Source organism: Streptococcus gallolyticus subsp. gallolyticus DSM 16831, from assembly GCF_002000985.1.
In the GTDB taxonomy this organism is placed as follows: Bacteria; Bacillota; Bacilli; order Lactobacillales; family Streptococcaceae; genus Streptococcus; species Streptococcus gallolyticus.
This window is the reverse complement of the sequence record NZ_CP018822.1, coordinates 2,127,691-2,146,026: the sequence shown is the minus strand read 5'-3', so window position 1 is coordinate 2,146,026 and position 18,336 is coordinate 2,127,691. Positions and strand designations below refer to the sequence as shown.

Below are 18,336 nucleotides of genomic sequence, written 5' to 3'. Positions count from 1 at the left end.
TCCTCTACTTTTATTTTTTTAATAATGCTTGCGCTTTTTGGGTATTTGCAAAATGAAGCTTGGCAGTATGTTCTAAGCCAGACATGCCATAGGCTGCTAAAATTTGACTTGCGACTTTATCTGACTGGCTACCAGCACCGCTTGGGAGTTTGTATTGCACCTCTTGGCTAAGTTTGTCGAGATTTTCTAAGAAAAGGTTGCGAGCGATGATTGAACTGACGGCAACTGCCAAATATTTTCCTTCGGCTTTTTCTTCGAGTGTCAGCGGATTAGCAAATTGATTGGCTTCATTTTTAAGGTATTTTTGATAATTTTGCCGACTGGTAAAAGCATCGATAACAATTTTTTCAGGCTTGACACCGTCTTGGAGAAGTAGATAAATCGCTTGATTGTGAAGAGCTACCTTGACAGAGACGGCGTTGTGCATTTTTCCTTTACCGACGACTTGGTTGTATTTTTGTGGGGACAATAGCAGAGCTTTATGCTTGATATTGTTTTCTAAGACTGGGGCGATTTGACGGATTTTGCTGTCTGTTAAGTTCTTGGAATCATCTACTCCAAGCTTTTTAAGCAGGGCATGGTCATCAGGGGTCACAAAACTAGCAACAACAGCCAGTCCACCAAAATAAGACCCATTACCAACCTCATCTGAGCCGATAAGGGGCATATTCTGACCACTAACGGTGTCGCTTGTTGACTGGTTAGCTGATTGATAGCCAAATTGTTCAGCGATAGTTTCCGCATTTGCGCCCTGAAAGACGACTTTGCCAGACGTGTAAACAAGAACCGTAACACCCTTTACTTTTGCCGCAAAAGTGACATAGGGATTGTTATTGTTGACTTGCTGGCTAGTCAGCGCCTTTATCAGATTTTGCAAATCATCTTTACCCATTTTCATAACAATGGTATTCATGATTTTATTTTATCATAAAAACGCTCTAAGAGGGCAAAACAGCTGGTAGAAAGTGAGATTTTTCCGTGCTTACATTTTACGAAATGCTTATTTTAAGGTATAATGTCAAGGAGGTGACTATATGAAAAGTAAAAATCGTTATAAATTCGTCTTTGGTGACAAACCACTCACATTGACAACGGATAAGGATAATCTCTTCATGGAAGAGGTTGAGCGTGTAGCCAAAGAAAAATATAATACTATCAAGGAAAAATTACCGCAAGCTGATAATGAAACGATTGCTATTTTGATGGCTATCAATTCGCTTTCTACTCAGCTTAGTCGTGAGATTGAAGTTGAAAAGATGGAAAAAGAATTGACGGCTCTTCGTTCTGAAGCGATTGTAGATATTAAGGAGAAAGCCAGCAAGTCTGATTCCGATGAGGATTAATTATGTTATCAATTCTTCTTGTATTGATTTTAATCTGGCATTTTTATATCGGTTATTCACGTGGGATTATTTTGCAAACCTACTATTTTATAGCAAGTATTGTCTCACTTGTGATTGCTAGCCAGTTTTATCAAACATTAGCTGAAAAAATAACGCTGTGGATTCCCTATTCTAATGCTAGTCAGGGAGCAACGGTGAATTTTTTCACGGACGTTAATATTTTTGATTTAGACCAAGTTTATTATGCGGGAGTAGCTTTTACAGCCATTTATGTGGTGGTTTATTTGCTTTTTCGCTTCATCGGTATTTTGGTGCATTTGGCGCCAATCAATCACTTTGATAATGTTAAAATGAATTGTGTCAGTGGTGTTTTAGCGATTTTAGTCACACTGATATTTTTCAATCTTGTATTTACAATATTAGCGACTGTTCCTATGACGACGGTGCAAAATATTCTATCAGGCAGCTTTCTTGTGCGCGTGATTGTCAATGATTTTCCACCTTTATCGAATATTATAAAAGCGTTATGGGTAACAGCAATTCTGGGATAATAAAGGAGTCTGGGGTAAATCACCTCAGACTTGTTCAATATATAATAAAAGCATCAGCGTGCCTAGGAAGCACGAGAAAAGTTAGGTTTTTGGTATAATAAAGATATGAACAACAGAATTTTAGAACAGTTAGAATTTGATAAAGTCAAGCAACTTTTTGCTGGCTATTTACAGACTGAGCAAGGCCAAGACGAGTTACGTAAACTTGAGCCAATGACTGAGCCTGACCGCATTTCACGTTCTTTTGATGAAATGTCGGACATGGAACAGATTTTCATTGAACACCATTCTTTTGGAATGGGCAGTTTGCGTGACATTTCTGAAAGTATGCGTCGCTTGGAATTGGATGCTGACGTTAATATCTCAGAAATTATCGACATCAAGAAAGTCTTGCAAGTCTCAGCTGAAATCAAACATTTTTATAATGATTTGGAAAATGTAGAGTTGTCTGCATTAAATACTCTTTTTGAGAAGATTGAATTGTTGCCAAGTCTGCAAGGTAGCTTACAAGCGATTAATGACGGTGGTTTCATTGAAAATTTTGCAAGTTCAGAATTGGACCGTATTCGTCGCCAAATCAATCATGACGAAGGTAGAGTTCGTCAAATTTTGCAGGATATTTTGAAAAAACAAGCTGATCATTTGACAGAGACTCTGATTGCTAGTCGTAATGGTCGTGCGGTTTTGCCTGTGAAAAATAGCTACCGCAACCGTATTTCAGGGGTTGTGCATGATATTTCGGCATCAGGAAGTACGGTTTACATTGAACCGCGCGCAGTAGTGCAACTTAATGAAGAAATCACGCAATTGCGAGCAGATGAACGTCACGAAATGGCACGTATTTTACGTGAATTGTCAAATATGCTTCGCCCACATACTAATATTATTCGTAACAATGCGTGGGTTTTAGGGCATTTGGATTTTGTTCGTGCTAAGTTCCTCTTCATGCAGGAAAACAACGCAATCGTGCCACAATTATCAGCAGATAAAACCGTGCAACTATTGCAAGCTCGCCACCCGCTTTTGACCAATCCAGTTGCCAATGACCTTCATTTTCTTAACGAATTGACCGTTATTGTTATTACAGGACCAAATACTGGTGGTAAGACAGTCATGTTGAAAACATTGGGCTTAGCGCAGCTTATGGCACAATCAGGTTTGCCAATCTTGGCTGACAAAGGTAGTAAAGTTGCCGTATTTAATGAGATTTTTGCAGATATTGGCGATGAGCAATCTATCGAACAAAGTTTGTCAACATTTTCAAGTCATATGACAAATATTGTTGAGATTTTGGCAGCAGCAGATAAAGATAGTCTTGTCTTGGTTGATGAATTGGGAGCAGGAACTGACCCACAAGAAGGTGCCAGTCTTGCGATTGCCATTCTTGAACACCTTCGCCTCATGGAAATTAAAACCATGGCAACGACACATTATCCAGAATTGAAAGCTTACGGTATTGAGACAGAATTTGTGGAAAATGCCAGCATGGAATTTGATACAGAGACGTTAAGTCCGACTTATCATTTTATGCAAGGTGTACCAGGGCGCTCAAATGCCTTTGAAATTGCTCGTCGTCTTGGTTTAGCAGAGATTATTGTCAATGAAGCAGAGCGTTTGACGGACTCTGATACGGATGTTAACCGCATCATCGAGCGTTTGGAAGAACAAACCCATGAAAGTCGTAAACGACTTGACCATATCAAAGAAGTGGAACAAGATAACCTCAAATTCAATCGTGCGGTCAAGAAACTTTATAACGAATTTTCACATGCCAAGGACAAAGAACTTGAAAAAGCTAGCGCCAAAGCGCAAGAAATTGTGGATAAAGCCATGGCAGAGAGTGAAGAAATTCTCAAAAATCTTCATGATAGAGCAAGCCTTAAACCGCATGAAGTTATTGAAGCCAAAAGTCAGCTGAAAAAATTGGCGCCTGAAGTTGATTTGTCGAAAAATAAAGTCCTCAAGAAAGCTAAAAAATTGCGCGCACCGCGCGTGGGTGATGACATTGTCGTCACAGCTTACGGACAACGCGGAACATTGGTTAACCAAGGGAAAAACGGGAAATGGGAAGTGCAAGTTGGTCTTATTAAAATGACACTTAAAGAGGACGAATTTACTCTTGTTAAAGTTCAAGAGGAAGCCCAAAAGCCGAAGAAAAAACAAGTCAATGTGGTCAAGAAAAGCAAAAAATCAGCTGGTCCACGTGCCCGCCTTGATCTTCGTGGTAAACGCTATGAAGAAGCCATGCAAGAATTGGATGAATTTATCGACCAAGCCTTGCTAAATAACATGGCACAAGTCGATATTATTCACGGTATCGGAACAGGTGTTATCCGTGAAGGTGTCACAAAATACCTTCGCCGCAACAAACACGTCAAATCATTTGGTTACGCCCCACAAAACGCAGGTGGCAGAGGCTGCACCATTGCAAACCTAGGGTGAAGATAGAAAAGTCTAGGACAGTTCCTAGACTTTTTAAATATATTTATTAAGAGTTTTTACGTGATAAATCAATAACTTGGTCATAATGATTTAAAGTTTCATCTGTATAATGATGAATAACCTCGATGACTGTTTGTGGAATTGCTAATAAAATTTCTTCAATTTGTTTGGCATTAGCCTTATCCAAATTTGATTTTACCTCATCGGCTAAAATTAAGTTGCTATCATGATACAAACTTCGTGCAATTTCTATGCGTTGTTTTTCTCCACCTGATATTTTATTGGGGTTAATGCTTTTCCCTTTCAAATAGGCAATGTTGACTAGATTCAGTATTTTATTCATTTTATCGACATCGAAAGTTTTGCTTAAAGCAATATTTTCTTCTAGTGTTAATTCGTCGAAACAATAACTATCTTGAAGAATGTAAGCAGTAGATTGCATTATTTGTTGTTTTTGTAAAGATTTTCCGTTAAATAAAACTTGACCAGAATCTGGCAGCATTTCGCCATAAATGATATTAAGTAGGGTTGATTTTCCACAGCCACTTGGACCGATAACGGCAATTTTTTGACCTGAAGTTATCTGATAAGAAAAATTAGAAAAGATGACCTTGTTATCAAATGTAAGATTAATATTTTTTAGCTGAATAGGAAACAAATCGTTGTGACTTCTCATGATATCAATGGTAGGAATATCGAAAATTTGTTGATATTTTTGACGTAAATTTTTACTAGATTTAAAAGTATTAATGTAATACGAAAGATCTTGGAATTGATAACTAATGTTGTATGATACTAAATAAATAGCAACGAAATTTGCGCCTGATAATTTACCATAGAAGGTCATAAAGCCACCAATAATGATTGGAAAAACGGAGCAAAAAGCATCAATTCCATTAACAATGCTAATATTGATGGTACGTTGTTTTTCATAGTTGATGTTTTGCTTGATATTGTTATGCAATTCTTGTGAATATTTCTCATAAAAGAATTCTTCACCATGGTAATTTTTTATAACTCTTGCGCCACCAATGATATTTGTTAGTTTTGAAAGATAAGATTGATTAATTTTTGATTTTTGCATGGAAATAAGGTCGAGTTTTGTTGATCCAATACCACTACAAAGAGCAGGTATTGAATAAAATAGGATAAAAATAAGACCTAATAAAAAATTGGTACATAAAGCATAAATCGCTGATACAATGGTAAAACCAAGAGATGATAGAATAATAACTGATGGTTCAATACAGTTATCTTCAAGCTGTTTGATATCATTTTCTAAATCAGACAAGATATCATTAGTTGCTATTGAATCACTATATAGGAACTGGTAAAAAATCTTTTTCTTAAGTTTGAAGTTAAAAAAAGCGATTAGTTTAGCATAGAAATACCTTTTTCCTGATAAACCAATCAAAAGGATAATATTTCCAATAATTCCAAGAGCAAGAGCATACCAAAGCGTTTCTAATTTTTGATGCTCAAAACCCCTAATAACCATGCTAACGATACTTGGATTAATGATTGCTTCCAGCCATGTAATGGAAATACAGACTAAATAAATTAATAAAATTTTCTTAGAAATGAATTCTTTAAGCATACCTTATGAACCTCTCAAAGTTATTGACCAGTTTGAATAGTTTGTTTTCGTCCTTAGCAATAGCAATGATTTTATAAATACAGTATTCCATTAACTCTTGTTTTTGACAACCTAGAAAAACTCCAGTTTCAGATATGATGGAAGAGTAGCCATCAATCATATTTGCTACACATTCCATACACATGTTTTTACACCAACAATTTTTGCATCTAGAAAAGTTATCTTTATTATTAAATTTTTCTACTCTCTTACTGTGATGCTTTCCCCAAAATCTAAAACAAGCCTCTTTGCTTCCATCGACATCATATGTTCTTGTATTCATTGTATTGATGTCATCACAGAAAGAAAGACTTTTACTTTTATAAATCATTGAAATTAAAACATCATATAAAATAGGACTGATAAATGAATTAACATTATCATTAATAATGTCATTAATTGATTGGTCAATGAATGATTTCCTTTTTTTCATTGGCATCTCAGCCTCTTTTACTGTTAAAACTTTATTTTTGCTAAATACATTATTTATATTAAATTTCACCTTCATTTCAACAAGATAATTAAAAATATCACTTTTAGCAATATTATTTTTTTGATGTACATTTGTGTAAGTAGCAGCTATTTCAAATTTGTCATAGTTTATGGACTTTAGATAATTAATAAATTTTAAAGTTTTTTGGTGTTTTCCTTTCCCCCTTAATTTATCATGAATCAATTGCGGACCATCTAAGCTAACTGTTAAAAAAGGTTGATACTTTTCAATCATTGATTTTACTCTTGAATTAAGAATTGTACCATTGGTAACTGTTTCGACTTTTTTGATATTTAAAAATTTTGATAGCTTATCAATAAAATAAGTAAATATATTAATATTTAAAAAAGGTTCGCCACCAAAAAGTATTAATCTATTAATTTGTTTTATGTCATCAGAAATAATATCGCCAATAATTGCATCCGCTGTTGTTTTATCCATAATTTTAGAATCTACACCATAATTTCCCCCATCTGCATAACAATATGCACATGATAAATTGCAACTATTTGATATATTAATTACCACTTTTTGTAATACACTTTTATCTGTATAAGCAGTCTTATCATTTTTTATGCTTTTTTTAGATGTAGATAGAGTGAAATTGTCTGAATTAAAATAATAAGTATCTGAAGTAGTTTGAAATTTCTTTAACATACATTTTCCCCTTGTAAAATAAAAAGATGAGATAGGTATTTATCTCATCTCAAATAAACTAACGACCTCCACCGCAAGAGTGACTTGGACCACAGTGCCCATCCCTCAACATCTCCTGCTTAAAATCTAACATACTTTCTAAGTCGATAATTTTTACATCTTCCATTAGAGAATGCCTCCTTTATTTGATAACTCTATTCTACTCTTAAATGAAGTAGTCTAAAATTTATTCCCATATCTGCGTTTTGTTAATTTGTTGTCAATAATTTTTTTAGATGATTTTCAAAAGTTTCTGCTAGTCGATAACTATCAGCTAATTTCATGGTTGCGATACATTTTTTCATTTCAATAATAGAAAGTTTATTTTTGCTTTTTTTAAATTGATAAAAGTGTCTTGCGTAGCGGAAAACTAATCTCTCATAAAGTTCCGTTTCTATGAAAAAACAATTATTTAGCTGTTTTTCAAAATAAAGAGCATCCATTAATTTGTTACGTTCAATACAAGTAATATAAGAGTTTAGAAGCATTGTAGAAATAATGCGACGATTATTAGGAATTTCTTTGTAAAAATATGAGCGTTTAATCATTTCTTTTGATAACACTATAAATGACTGATGTTTTAAAGTATTTAGGCAGTTTGCAAAAAGTAGCAACTCATAATTTCCCCAGTTTTCTACGCTAAATAAGTAGTCAGTTAAATAATCAATGTCTTGTTCAGAGAAGTATTCTTCTCCAGATAAATCTTGAAGTTTAATTTTTATTAAAATAATATTTAATTTATAAAAGTTTTCTCTACTGTAGCATTTTTCTTCTTGCTTTATCAATAATTTTTTAAGCCCTGCTATATTTTTATCAGTCACATATAGTCGAATTTTCTCTAAGAGAGTGTTGAATTCATTTTGTTGAAAATCATGTGCAGCATACATGAATTCCTCAATTGGGACATTGATTTCATCAAGAGCAATCATAAATTTTGTAATGGTTAAATCAGTTTCACCATGTTCAAATCTAGATAACTGAGATTTCGATAATCCAGTTTTTGCTACTTCTGTTAATTTCATGCCTCTAGATTCACGAAATGTTTTAAAAATTTTTCCTAAATACGCCATCCCAAACCTCCAAGTTGTAAAAAGGGGAATTTTTATATTCTTTTAAAGTCTATACTATAATAATAGTAACTGAATTGAGGTGATTTTATGAAACTTCTAAGATTAAGTACTATAGCTTGCCTTGTTATAGAAGGAATTTTAATTATAGTAGTTGGTTAGTATTTTAATTTATCAAAGAATTGTGATTGACTGAATCTTTTTATAAGAATCGGTCTTTTTCATAAATAAACCCATAGTTATATTTGTATATACTTATAAATTATACTGAATTAAAATCCTATTTTCAATTTATTTTTGGTCAAGAATCATTCAATAAAATAAATTGTATAGGTAATGTCCAAAATAAAAACGAATAATTTTAAAACTCTGTTTTACAGAACCATTAAAATTGTTCGTTTATTTTTATATACTAATCAATTTATTTTTGTCCGAGTAGAATCATTTGGTCAATAGAGCGGCGTGCACCGTTGATTGTTTCTTCATCTAGGGTGATTTCTTCGCCTGCTTGACCGAGTAGGCAATTATAAATGTCAGCTAGTGTTGTCATTTTCATATTGTGGCAAACGCACTCGGTTGATAGCAGATAGAAACGTTTGTCTGGACATTCGAATTGCAAGTGTTGGACAATACTGCTTTCGGTACCGATGATAAATTCTTTTTCAGAACTGTTTTTGGCGTAAGCCATGATTTCTGTGGTACTTCCTGCAAAATCAGCTAATTCGGTAACTTCTGCTAGACATTCTGGGTGGACAAGAACCTTGGCATTTGGATGTTCTTCACGCGCACGAATGACATCACGTTTACGCATGCGCATATGCGTTGGACAGCCACCTTTGAAAAACTCAAATTGCTTATCAGGACATTGTTCAGCGACCCATTGTCCAAGATTGCGGTCTGGAACAAAAAGGATTTTATCATTGTCAATGTTACTGATGATTTTGACAGCAGAAGAAGATGTCACACAAACGTCAACAAGTGTTTTTACTTCTGATGTTGTGTTGATATAAGCAACAACGGTGTAATCTGGGTGAGCTTCTTTTAACCAGCTGACTAACTTTTTATCAATTTGCGCAGCCATTGGACAGCCAGCCATTGGATTTGCTAGGATAGATGTTTTTTCAGGAGATAGAACCTTGACAGTTTCTGCCATGAAACGAACGCCACACATGATAATTGTGTCTTGTGGTGCTTTGGCAGCGTATTTACTCAAGGCAAAAGAGTCACCGACAAAATCAGCCACTTCCCAAATATCCTGACTTTGGTAGGCATGGGCTAAAATGCAGACCCCCTTTTCCTTTTTGAGACGTAAAATCTCATCTTGCATCTCTCTTGTATTCATTGTAGATTGTGGTATCCTTCCTTGAATTGTCTTAGTTATATATTATAGTCCTGTAAACGCCAGGTGTCAAGACACCTGTAAATAAAATTAGCTTGGTGTCTTGTCAGGTGTAAGGTTTAGTGGTAAAATGTTTCCTAAGTCGTATGATTTAATAACTAACCTATTTTAAATAGTGTTAATAAAAGTGACGGTTACAGTTTTAGTTCACTTGTAATTGTCAAAAAAGAAGGTTTGTATGAAAACAAATGTACTTATTGTAGGTAGTGGTTGTTCAGGGCTTTATACGGCGCTGAATTTGCCACAAGAACTGCAAATTACTATTATTACTAAAGATACATTAGAAAATAGCGATTCCTTTTTAGCTCAAGGTGGGATTTGTATGTTAAAAGATGATTCGGATTATGAATCGTTTTTTGAGGACACTTTGCGAGCTGGTCATTATAAGAATGACAAGGTTTCTGTTGATTTGATGATTAAGTCATCACCTGATGTTATCAAAGATTTGCTTGATTTTGGTGTGGATTTCCAACGTGACGAAAATGGCAATCTAGCTTTTACACGTGAGGGTGCGCATTCGGATAAACGTATTCTCTTTTATCAAGACACAACAGGAAAAGAAATCACAAGCAGATTGCTTGCTGCGGTTAAAAAGCGTCCAAACATTACGTTGATGGAACATACTTGTTTGCTTGATATTTTAGAAGAAGATAATCGTTGTTATGGTGGCGTGGTGCGTCTTGAAAATGGTGATTTGGAAAAAATCACAGCTGACGTGACTGTTCTTGCCAGCGGTGGTGTTGGTGGTTTGTATAAAAATAGCACCAATTTCAAACATTTGACAGGTGATGCGCTAGCTATTTCTCTAAAACATGACATTGAACTCAAGGATATGTCTTATGTGCAAATTCACCCAACCACTCTTTATCAAGAAAATCCAAAAGAACGCTCATTTTTGATTTCTGAATCCGTTCGTGGGGAAGGGGCACTGCTTTACGATAAAAATATGAATCGTTTTGTGGATGAATTGCAGCCTCGTGACGTTGTAGCACAAGCTATTTTAAAACAAATGGAAAAAGACGGCACAGACCATGTTTGGGAAGATTTACGCACCATTCCCAAAAAAGAATTGGAAGAGCATTTTCCAAATATCTTGGCACATTGTCGTGAGGCTGGCTACGACCCATTCACAGAATGTATTCCTGTCGTGCCAGCGCAGCATTATTTCATGGGTGGAATTAAGGTTAATCACCACAGCAAAACAACCATGGATGCTCTGTATGCGGTTGGTGAAACAGCTTGTAATGGTGTGCATGGGCAAAACCGTCTGGCAAGTAATTCGCTGCTTGAAAGTCTCGTTTTTGCGAAACGTGCGGCTAAAGATTTGGTGGCTCATTATGAAACCGTTGCTAAATTGCCAGAAAGCTTGTCAGAGCTAGATTTGGAAGATTATCAAGACCAAGAAAGTCTCGAAGAGGACTACAAGAAAATGGTGCTTGAAAAGTTAACCGAGCAAAATCAACTGGCTAGTTATATTGTATAGTCAGAATTGAGAAAAGAAAGGATAATGATGTTAGACCCAATTACCCTAAAATTAAACGTTGACCCGCTCATTTTGAGTGCTTTGTCTGAAGATATTAACAATGAAGATGTCTCAACGAATAGTGTTATGCCTGAAAATGTGGCTGGTCAAGTTGATTTGATTTGTAAAGAAGATGGGATTATCTGTGGCTTACCTGTTTTTGAACGCGTTTTTTACTTGCTTGACCCAACGACAACCTTTGACGTTTGGGTGAAAGACGGTGAATCTGTCAAGGCAGGACAACATTTGGGAACCGTTCGTGGTGATATTCGTGTCTTACTGTCAGGCGAACGTACGGCTCTTAACTATTTGCAACGCATGAGTGGCATTGCGACTTACACGCATGAAATGGCAGAGCTGTTAAAAGAGAGTCCGATTACACTTCTTGATTCACGTAAGACCACGCCAAATAATCGTATTTTTGAAAAATACGCTGTTAAAGTTGGCGGCGGTAAAAATCACCGTTACAATTTATCAGACGGTGTCCTGTTGAAAGATAATCACATTGGCGCAGCAGGTGGCGTCAAGGAGGCTGTTCTTGCTGCTAAAAATTATGCTCCGTCTGTTCGTAAAATTGAAATTGAAGTTGAAACGCTTGAAATGGTCAAAGAAGCTGTGGAAGCTGGTGCTGACATTATCATGCTTGATAACATGGATCATGACACAATGAAAGAAGCAGTTACTGTGGTTAACGGCAAGGCAGAAATCGAAATTTCTGGAAATGTGACTAAGGAAAATCTGGCTTCTTATGTTGATTTGAATGTCCAATATGTCTCAAGCGGAGCGATTACTCATTCTGCTAAAATTTTGGATTTATCCCTTAAGAATCTACATCCTGTTGATAACTGAGTTGATAAATTTCCAAAAGCAAAAATTATGGTTTGAAAAATCCCCAGCTCTTTAAAAGTTGGGGATTATATGTTGATAACTAAAAAAGGAAAAGCAGTAATCCACAGACGATTCCAACGAGAAAACCTGCCATGACATCGCGAGGATAATGTACACCGCCTAAAACGCGGCAAAGTGCAATCACTAGGGATAATATCAGAAAGAAAATGCCCAAAATAAGGTTCAACCGTAAAATAGCCATGCTGATAATGGTTGCCGAAAAGACATGACGACTTGGCATAGATTGTCCCCTGGTATTTTTTAAAATAAGTGGTGTGATGTTCCAAGTCTCGTAAGGACGAGGGGCATTGAGCAGCTTGCGTACAACTGATACTAGCATAAACGAAAGAGCTGGGATAAGAACGAAAGCAAGCAGTCTATTTGACCGTGCGCAAAACAGGTAAATTAGCATTAGTGGATAAATCAAATACATGATTTTTGTTAATAAACTGTTGACAACTTGCAGGCAACGAGTGGCAGTTGGCTTATTCTGAAAACCTCGTGTTAGCTTGTTATAAAATGTAGCGTAATTTTTCATAGCAGTCCTTTGTGTAATAATAGCTTCATTATAGCATATAAGTCAGACAAATATGGAAAATGAGAATTTTTTCAAAAAAATCGTTTTCCGTAGCAATTAGTTGTCAAATCAACAATTTTCTCGTAAAATAGGCTCATAAACTAATAGAAAAGGAAATGAACTTTAGGATTGTTTAGCTGGTTGTAGTTTACTATTTAGAAATAGTTTGCCTTTTAATAAGGTATTTTCCAGTAGCTTCTAGAGTTCTAGGTAATTTATTATGGCACATAATATTACAGATGCGACATTCGAAGCAGAAACAAGTGAAGGGCTTGTCCTTGTTGACTTTTGGGCAACTTGGTGTGGTCCATGTTTGATGCAAGCGCCAATTTTGGAACAATTGTCAGAAGAAATCGATGAAGATGAACTTAAAATCGTCAAAATTGATGTTGATGAAAATCCAGATACCGCACAAAAATTTGGGATCATGTCAATTCCAACATTGCTGTTTAAAAAAGACGGCGAAGTTGTGAAACAAGTAGCTGGTGTGCACACAAAAGAACAAATCAAAGAAATCGTTGCTGAATTAATCTAACGACAAGGTCAGGGGAAGCTCTGACCTCTTTTTTATCAATTAATGAAGTTTTCGGCTTGACTTAGAGTTAACTCAAAGGTATATAATGACTGTGTCAAGAGGATGAAACTCTGACAAGGTTTACTCCCTAGATGTTGTGAACTAGAAAATAGAAAGGTTTGGTTGTCATGTTTGGTGATAATTGAACTTGCCTAATGATTTTGTAAACTCATTTAGAAGCGTGGGAAACTTGTAAGTGAGAGTTGTTATCCCAAATTTTAGAAAGGAAAGGTTCGATTGTCATGTTTGATATGATAATTGAACCCGCCCTACCGACTGTGTAAAAAAGATAAATCTTCCTAGATGCAAGCTTCGTCGGTCGATTTCCTATTTTTACTTTGTCGTATACGGGCTCGGTATCTTATTTATGAAATCTGCTATTTTTGAAAAAGCTGGTCTGATGACTGTTGAAGAAGTGGCTAAGCCAACTTTGCAAGCTGACGATGATGTTATTATCAAGGTTGTTCGTGCTTGTGTCTGCGGTTCTGACCTTTGGTCTTATGCTAATGGTGATGAAAAAGCTGCACATTCTGAAAACTCAGGTCATGAAGCTCTCGGTATTGTTGAAGAAGTTGGTTCTGCCATTACGACCGTACAACCTGGTGATTTTGTCATCGTGCCATTTACTCACGGTTGTGGGGAATGTGATGCTTGCCGTGCTGGTTTTGACGGAACGTGTGATAACCACCCTGGCTATACAAACTGGTCTTCTGGTTTCCAATCAGAATATGTCCGCTTCCACTATGCTAACTGGGCTTTGATTAAAATCCCTGGGCAACCGTCTGATTATTCAGAAGGTATGATGAAATCACTCCTTACTTTGGCTGATGTTATGCCAACAGGTTACCATGCTGCGCGTGTTGCCGACGTAAAACGTGGCGATAAAGTCGTTGTTATTGGTGATGGAGCGGTTGGACAATGTGCCGTTATTGCGGCGAAAATGCGCGGAGCTTCTCAGATTGTCTTGATGAGCCGACACGAAGACCGTCAACAAATGGCGCTTGCTTCAGGAGCTACCGCTGTCGTTGCTGAACGCGGTGAAGAAGGCATTGCTAAGGTTCGTCAAATTCTTGGCGGAGGAGCTGACGCTGCTCTTGAATGTGTCGGTACAGAAGCCGCTATCGAGCAAGCTCTCGGTGTTATCCACAATGGCGGACGTGTTGGATTTGTTGGTGTCCCTCATTACAATAATCGTCCGCTAGGTTCAACATTTGCACAAAACATTACTGTCGGAGGCGGTTCAGCTTCTGTCACTACCTACGACAAACAACTCCTTCTTAAAGCAGTCCTTGACGGTGACATCAACCCAGGTCGCGTCTTTACAAACACTTATCGCTTGGATGACATCAACCAAGCCTACAAAGACATGCAAGACCGCAAAGCAATCAAATCAATGATTGTCATGGACTAACCTAACGCTTAAGCTGTTAACATAACCTCCCGAAATTTTTCGGGAGGGTTTTCTTTCTTTTTTCGAATAAATAGGTAGGAGGGAAAAATGAGAGTAGTGAGTGTGTTGGGGTTGTTACTCCTATCTTTTTTATTTTATTGTGGTGATGTTAAGGCTGAAACGGCTGATAATATTTGTTTTGTTACGCTTGATGCGGTGAAAGAAAAAATGGCGGCTAAAGAGGAATTTTTCCTTTTTGTTGGTCGTTTGGATAATGTGGATACGCAGAGAGGTTTGAAGCGGCTTGAAGCTGTGGAACAAACGATTTATTTTCTTGATACTAAGGAAATTGATTATGTTGCTTATAAGAAATTTACCAAGAAATACAATATCAGAACCATGACACATTTGGGACATTTTAAAGGGAAATATCAATTTGCGGTGGCTAATGTCTTTACGGTAGATTTGCCAAGTTTTCTAGGTTATCAAGGTATTCTCTTTCAAAATTAGCAAAATCTGTTATACTAAAGCTGACATAAAAACACATCGCAGTTGGTAGTCTGTGAGTACAACATGTATCAGTAACCTTCCCCTTCCGAGGTCGTCCATTGTCAATTTTTTTAAGGAGGGGCTGTTATGAAAATGACAGTATATTTTGATGGGGCATTTTGGTCGGCTTTGATTGAATTTACGGATTCGAAGAAACGTTACAAGGCTTTTCGTTACGTGTTTGGCAAAGAACCAAAGGATGATGATATTCTAAACTTTATTGATGTTTCTTTGGGAAAATGGCTGCGCAGGTATGATAAGGTCAAAGTAAGCTCTGAGTTTTCAGCGCCAGCTATTTCACAGAAAAAACGAAATCCAAAACGAGTGCAACGTGATATCAATAAGGCAAAGTGTAAGCCTGTGGTGTCAACGAAAGCTCAGCTTGCTATGCAGGAAATGCGTGAGGAAGTCAAGAAAGCTCAAAAGTCTAAGCAAAAGGTGAAGCGTGAGCTAGAAAAGGAACGAAAATACCTGCTTAGGCAAGAAAAGCGTCATCAGAAAAAGCGGGGACATTGAAAAGAAAAAAGTTTAAGTTTTCTGTAAGAAAAAATTTAGGTTTAGTTAAGCAAGCGGCTCTATACTATAAACAATCCTAATAAACTTTCTTTTTCATAATCTCCTAGAGGTTCCAGTTTTAAAAAGCTGGAATCTTTTTTTGTAAAAGTTATAAAATTCTGATGGCTATCGTAAATCTCCTAGAGAGCCCTAGCTTGAAGAAGCTGGGGTTTTCTTTTGTTATCTGAAAATAAAAAACAAGATGAGAAATTCTCACCTTGTTTTTAACTTAACCCAGATATTCTGCGATAGCGGTGTCGGTTGCGATGCGACCGAATGTGAAAATGTCTGTTAGCGAATTTCCACCGAGGCGGTTACCAGCGTGGAGTCCGCCAGCTACTTCGCCAGCTGCAAAGAGCCCTTTAATCGTTTGCCCGTTTTCGTTAATAACATGGGCTTTGGTATCAATTTTCAAGCCACCCATGGTGTGGTGAACGGCTGGTTTGCGTGGTGTCGCGTAAAATGGTGCTTTTTCGACTTTGAGGTCGAAGGCACCTTTGTCAAATTCAGGGTCGTGACCAGCATCGACGTATGAATTGTAATTGGTGATTGTTTCTACCAGAACGGCTGGGTCAATATTGATTTGCTCTGCTAATTCTTCCAAAGTATCAGCGCGGAAAAGCGTTCCAGCTTCTACTTGAGCATCAATTTTTTCTTGGCTTGTATTATAAGCTGTTTCTTTGATATTTTCATCAGCAATCAAGTAGAAAAGTCCACCGTTATCAATTGCAGCTTGGGACAATTGGTCACGGCTGCCGTATTCGTCAACGAATCGTTTTCCTTTGGTATTGACCATGATAAAGTTAGCTGGTGGGACTTGGAGACCTGAGAAGAGAGCACCAGTAACTGGGTCTGATACGGGCATCATTTGGCTGAATCCCATTCCAACCAAGTCAGCACCGACGGATTGACCAAGTAAAATGCCGTCACCAGTGGCTGCTGGGGTATTAGACGTGGCAATGTCGTCATCAATTTCTGACCAGTAAGTATTGTACTGTTGGAGCATTTTAGTATTTGCTCCAAAGCCACCTGTTGTCAGAATGACAGCTTTCCCATTTACGGTAATGGTTTGACCATTGCGTCCTATTCCCTTAACACCTGTGACAATACCGTCTGTAATAAGCAATTCTTTGACTTGTGTATCTGTTAAAATAATGCCACCATTTTTTAAAACAAAGTCTTTCAAAACAGAAATAAAGGCAACACCCATTGGAACTTTTGGTTTATGACCGCGGCGCCAGAGAGCTCCAACTGGCATGGTGACTTCGTCACGGACAAATTCAACACCGATATTTTCCAGCCAGCGGACAGATTCGAGGGCGCGCTCGGTTAAAACGCTGATTAATTGATAATTTCCATGAATTTCATTACCTTTAAGGTCTTTTCGTTTACCGCCAAGATAAGTTTGGATACGGTAGAGTAATTTTGAATCAAAGAGATAAGTGGAGTCTTTGAGGTATTCTTCGATTTCAACTTTTAAAGCACGGAAATCATCGATAAATTCAGGGGCGATTGTTGCTTCGTCAATGTCGTGCAATTCTTGAAGCGTATTAGCTTCACCAGGGTTAGCAGCAAATGTATTTTGCCAAGCAGGGTCAGGAGCATTCATTGGTCCACCGGCACGAACAGTGTTTCCACCAACAGATGGGAATTTTTCAACGACAACCACTTTTTTACCAGCTTGAAGGGCACGAGCTGCAGCAGCAAGCCCTGCTCCGCCGCCACCGACAACGACGAGTTCGGTATCGTAAGTTCTATCTTCTTTATCAAGCGCTGATGGTGCTTTTGGACGTGAGCGGAGCGCATCTGGATTGGCACCTGCTTGTCGAACAGCACGAGCAACTCCGTCAAGAACACCATTTGATGTTACCGAAGCACCTGATACCGCATCAACATTTAAAGTTTGTCCTTCAATAATTTCACTTGGGATACGAGTAAAGACAACGTCAGCAATTCCGCCTGTTTCACCAGAAGAATCAATGTCAATAGCTTCAATACGTTCTTCTGAAAGGGTTACGGACATTGGCAAATCTCCGTTGTGCCCAACTGTCGTGACTTGATAAGTACCAGGTTCAAAACGAACTTCTTCTGGTTCATTGAGTTGATTGGCAATGGTTGCAAAGCGAAGGAATCTGAAGAAACATGATTCTAGAAAATCAATAGTTCCTTGGTCTTTAAGGTCACCATTTTCATCAAAAGCAGTTTGGACACGTCCTAGTAAAAATTCACTTCCTGGCATGACAGTAGCATTAACACCTGGTGCATCCAAAATTTGGCGGAGATGCAATTGCGCACGAGATGAGCCTTGAATGTCATAAGAAGCTCCAACAATCATGGTTGGCTTGCCAGCTAAAGGATGAATGTTGAAAGAAAGCCACTCAAGAAGGCTGTTTAAGCTTGAAGGAATCGTGTGGTTGTGTTCAGGTGTGGCAATGATAACACCGTCCGCTTCTGTGATTTTGCTATTAAATTCTTGAATAATAGCTGACTCTGTCTGGTCATCTGTTTCATTGAACATTGGTACATCTGTGATTTCTAAAATCTCGATGTCTGCCTTTTTGGCAAAATGTCTTGCCATGTATTGTAATAGCAGTCGATTATATGATTTTTTGGCGTTAGTTCCGACAATAGCGACTAATTTCATAACTTGTCAC

General features: G+C 37.3%; 17 protein-coding genes. 9 read left to right on the top strand and 8 right to left on the bottom strand.

The window, feature by feature from the left end:
- Positions 1 to 10: 10 nt before the first annotated feature.
- Complete coding sequence (rnhC, locus tag BTR42_RS10640; protein ID WP_039693720.1) at positions 11 to 913, bottom strand: ribonuclease HIII; 903 nt, start codon at positions 911 to 913, stop codon at positions 11 to 13.
- A gap of 121 nt (positions 914 to 1,034) precedes the next feature.
- On the opposite strand from rnhC, the gene zapA reads away from it, so the two are divergent.
- The 3 genes from zapA to BTR42_RS10625 all read left to right on the top strand — a co-directional run bounded on the left by zapA (position 1,035) and on the right by BTR42_RS10625 (position 4,336).
- Positions 1,035 to 1,343: a cell division protein ZapA gene (zapA, locus tag BTR42_RS10635; RefSeq protein WP_009854938.1), complete on the top strand. Its 309-nt coding sequence runs from the start codon at positions 1,035 to 1,037 to the stop codon at positions 1,341 to 1,343.
- Positions 1,344 to 1,345: 2 nt separating this feature from the next.
- Entirely contained in the window at positions 1,346 to 1,894 is a 549-nt protein-coding gene (locus BTR42_RS10630; protein ID WP_013643433.1) for a CvpA family protein, read from the top strand.
- Between the two features lie 105 nt (positions 1,895 to 1,999).
- Positions 2,000 to 4,336, top strand: a complete 2,337-nt coding sequence (locus BTR42_RS10625) for an endonuclease MutS2 (protein WP_009854936.1) — start codon at positions 2,000 to 2,002, stop codon at positions 4,334 to 4,336.
- Between the two features lie 46 nt (positions 4,337 to 4,382).
- Here the strand turns inward: BTR42_RS10625 and gggC are convergent, their stop codons facing one another.
- The 5 genes from gggC to nadA all read right to left on the bottom strand — a co-directional run bounded on the left by gggC (position 4,383) and on the right by nadA (position 9,570).
- Positions 4,383 to 5,933, bottom strand: a complete 1,551-nt coding sequence (gene gggC / locus BTR42_RS10620) for a streptosactin export ABC transporter GggC (RefSeq protein WP_077497657.1) — start codon at positions 5,931 to 5,933, stop codon at positions 4,383 to 4,385.
- Positions 5,926 to 7,122, bottom strand: a complete 1,197-nt coding sequence (gene gggB / locus BTR42_RS10615) for a streptosactin maturase GggB (protein ID WP_174564809.1) — start codon at positions 7,120 to 7,122, stop codon at positions 5,926 to 5,928. Before gggB ends, gggC begins: the two co-directional genes overlap by 8 nt.
- Before the next feature lie 58 nt (positions 7,123 to 7,180).
- A complete protein-coding gene (gene gggA, locus BTR42_RS13045) occupies positions 7,181 to 7,288 on the bottom strand; it encodes a streptosactin (RefSeq protein ID WP_423191652.1) in 108 nt (35 codons plus the stop codon).
- Between the two features lie 82 nt (positions 7,289 to 7,370).
- A complete protein-coding gene (locus BTR42_RS10610; protein WP_077497654.1) occupies positions 7,371 to 8,231 on the bottom strand; it encodes an Rgg/GadR/MutR family transcriptional regulator in 861 nt (286 codons plus the stop codon).
- 418 nt (positions 8,232 to 8,649) lie between these two features.
- Entirely contained in the window at positions 8,650 to 9,570 is a 921-nt protein-coding gene (nadA, locus tag BTR42_RS10605; RefSeq protein ID WP_009854932.1) for a quinolinate synthase NadA, read from the bottom strand.
- Positions 9,571 to 9,805: 235 nt separating this feature from the next.
- Between nadA and BTR42_RS10600 the strand changes: the two genes are divergently transcribed.
- On the top strand, positions 9,806 to 11,110 hold the full coding sequence (locus tag BTR42_RS10600; protein WP_013643431.1) for an L-aspartate oxidase: 1,305 nt from the start codon (positions 9,806 to 9,808) through the stop codon (positions 11,108 to 11,110).
- Between the two features lie 27 nt (positions 11,111 to 11,137).
- On the top strand, positions 11,138 to 11,998 hold the full coding sequence (gene nadC / locus BTR42_RS10595; protein ID WP_077497651.1) for a carboxylating nicotinate-nucleotide diphosphorylase: 861 nt from the start codon (positions 11,138 to 11,140) through the stop codon (positions 11,996 to 11,998).
- Between the two features lie 79 nt (positions 11,999 to 12,077).
- Here nadC and BTR42_RS10590 read toward each other — a convergent pair whose 3' ends face one another.
- Complete coding sequence (locus BTR42_RS10590; protein WP_012962474.1) at positions 12,078 to 12,575, bottom strand: phosphatase PAP2 family protein; 498 nt, start codon at positions 12,573 to 12,575, stop codon at positions 12,078 to 12,080.
- Between the two features lie 259 nt (positions 12,576 to 12,834).
- Between BTR42_RS10590 and trxA the strand changes: the two genes are divergently transcribed.
- The 4 genes from trxA (at position 12,835) to BTR42_RS10570 (ending at position 15,643) form a co-directional block, all read left to right on the top strand.
- Entirely contained in the window at positions 12,835 to 13,149 is a 315-nt protein-coding gene (trxA, locus tag BTR42_RS10585) for a thioredoxin (RefSeq protein ID WP_012962473.1), read from the top strand.
- Positions 13,150 to 13,555: 406 nt separating this feature from the next.
- Positions 13,556 to 14,599, top strand: coding sequence for an alcohol dehydrogenase catalytic domain-containing protein (locus tag BTR42_RS10580; protein WP_012962472.1), 1,044 nt, complete (start codon positions 13,556 to 13,558; stop codon positions 14,597 to 14,599).
- 87 nt (positions 14,600 to 14,686) lie between these two features.
- Positions 14,687 to 15,088 (top strand): hypothetical protein, encoded by a 402-nt coding sequence (locus BTR42_RS10575; RefSeq protein ID WP_012962471.1) that lies wholly within the window; start codon positions 14,687 to 14,689, stop codon positions 15,086 to 15,088.
- A 126-nt stretch (positions 15,089 to 15,214) separates the two neighbouring features.
- Entirely contained in the window at positions 15,215 to 15,643 is a 429-nt protein-coding gene (locus BTR42_RS10570; RefSeq protein WP_009854919.1) for a YjdF family protein, read from the top strand.
- 268 nt (positions 15,644 to 15,911) lie between these two features.
- On the opposite strand, the gene BTR42_RS10565 is transcribed toward BTR42_RS10570, so the two are convergent.
- On the bottom strand, positions 15,912 to 18,326 hold the full coding sequence (locus tag BTR42_RS10565; RefSeq protein ID WP_077497649.1) for a flavocytochrome c: 2,415 nt from the start codon (positions 18,324 to 18,326) through the stop codon (positions 15,912 to 15,914).
- Positions 18,327 to 18,336: the final 10 nt, after the last annotated feature.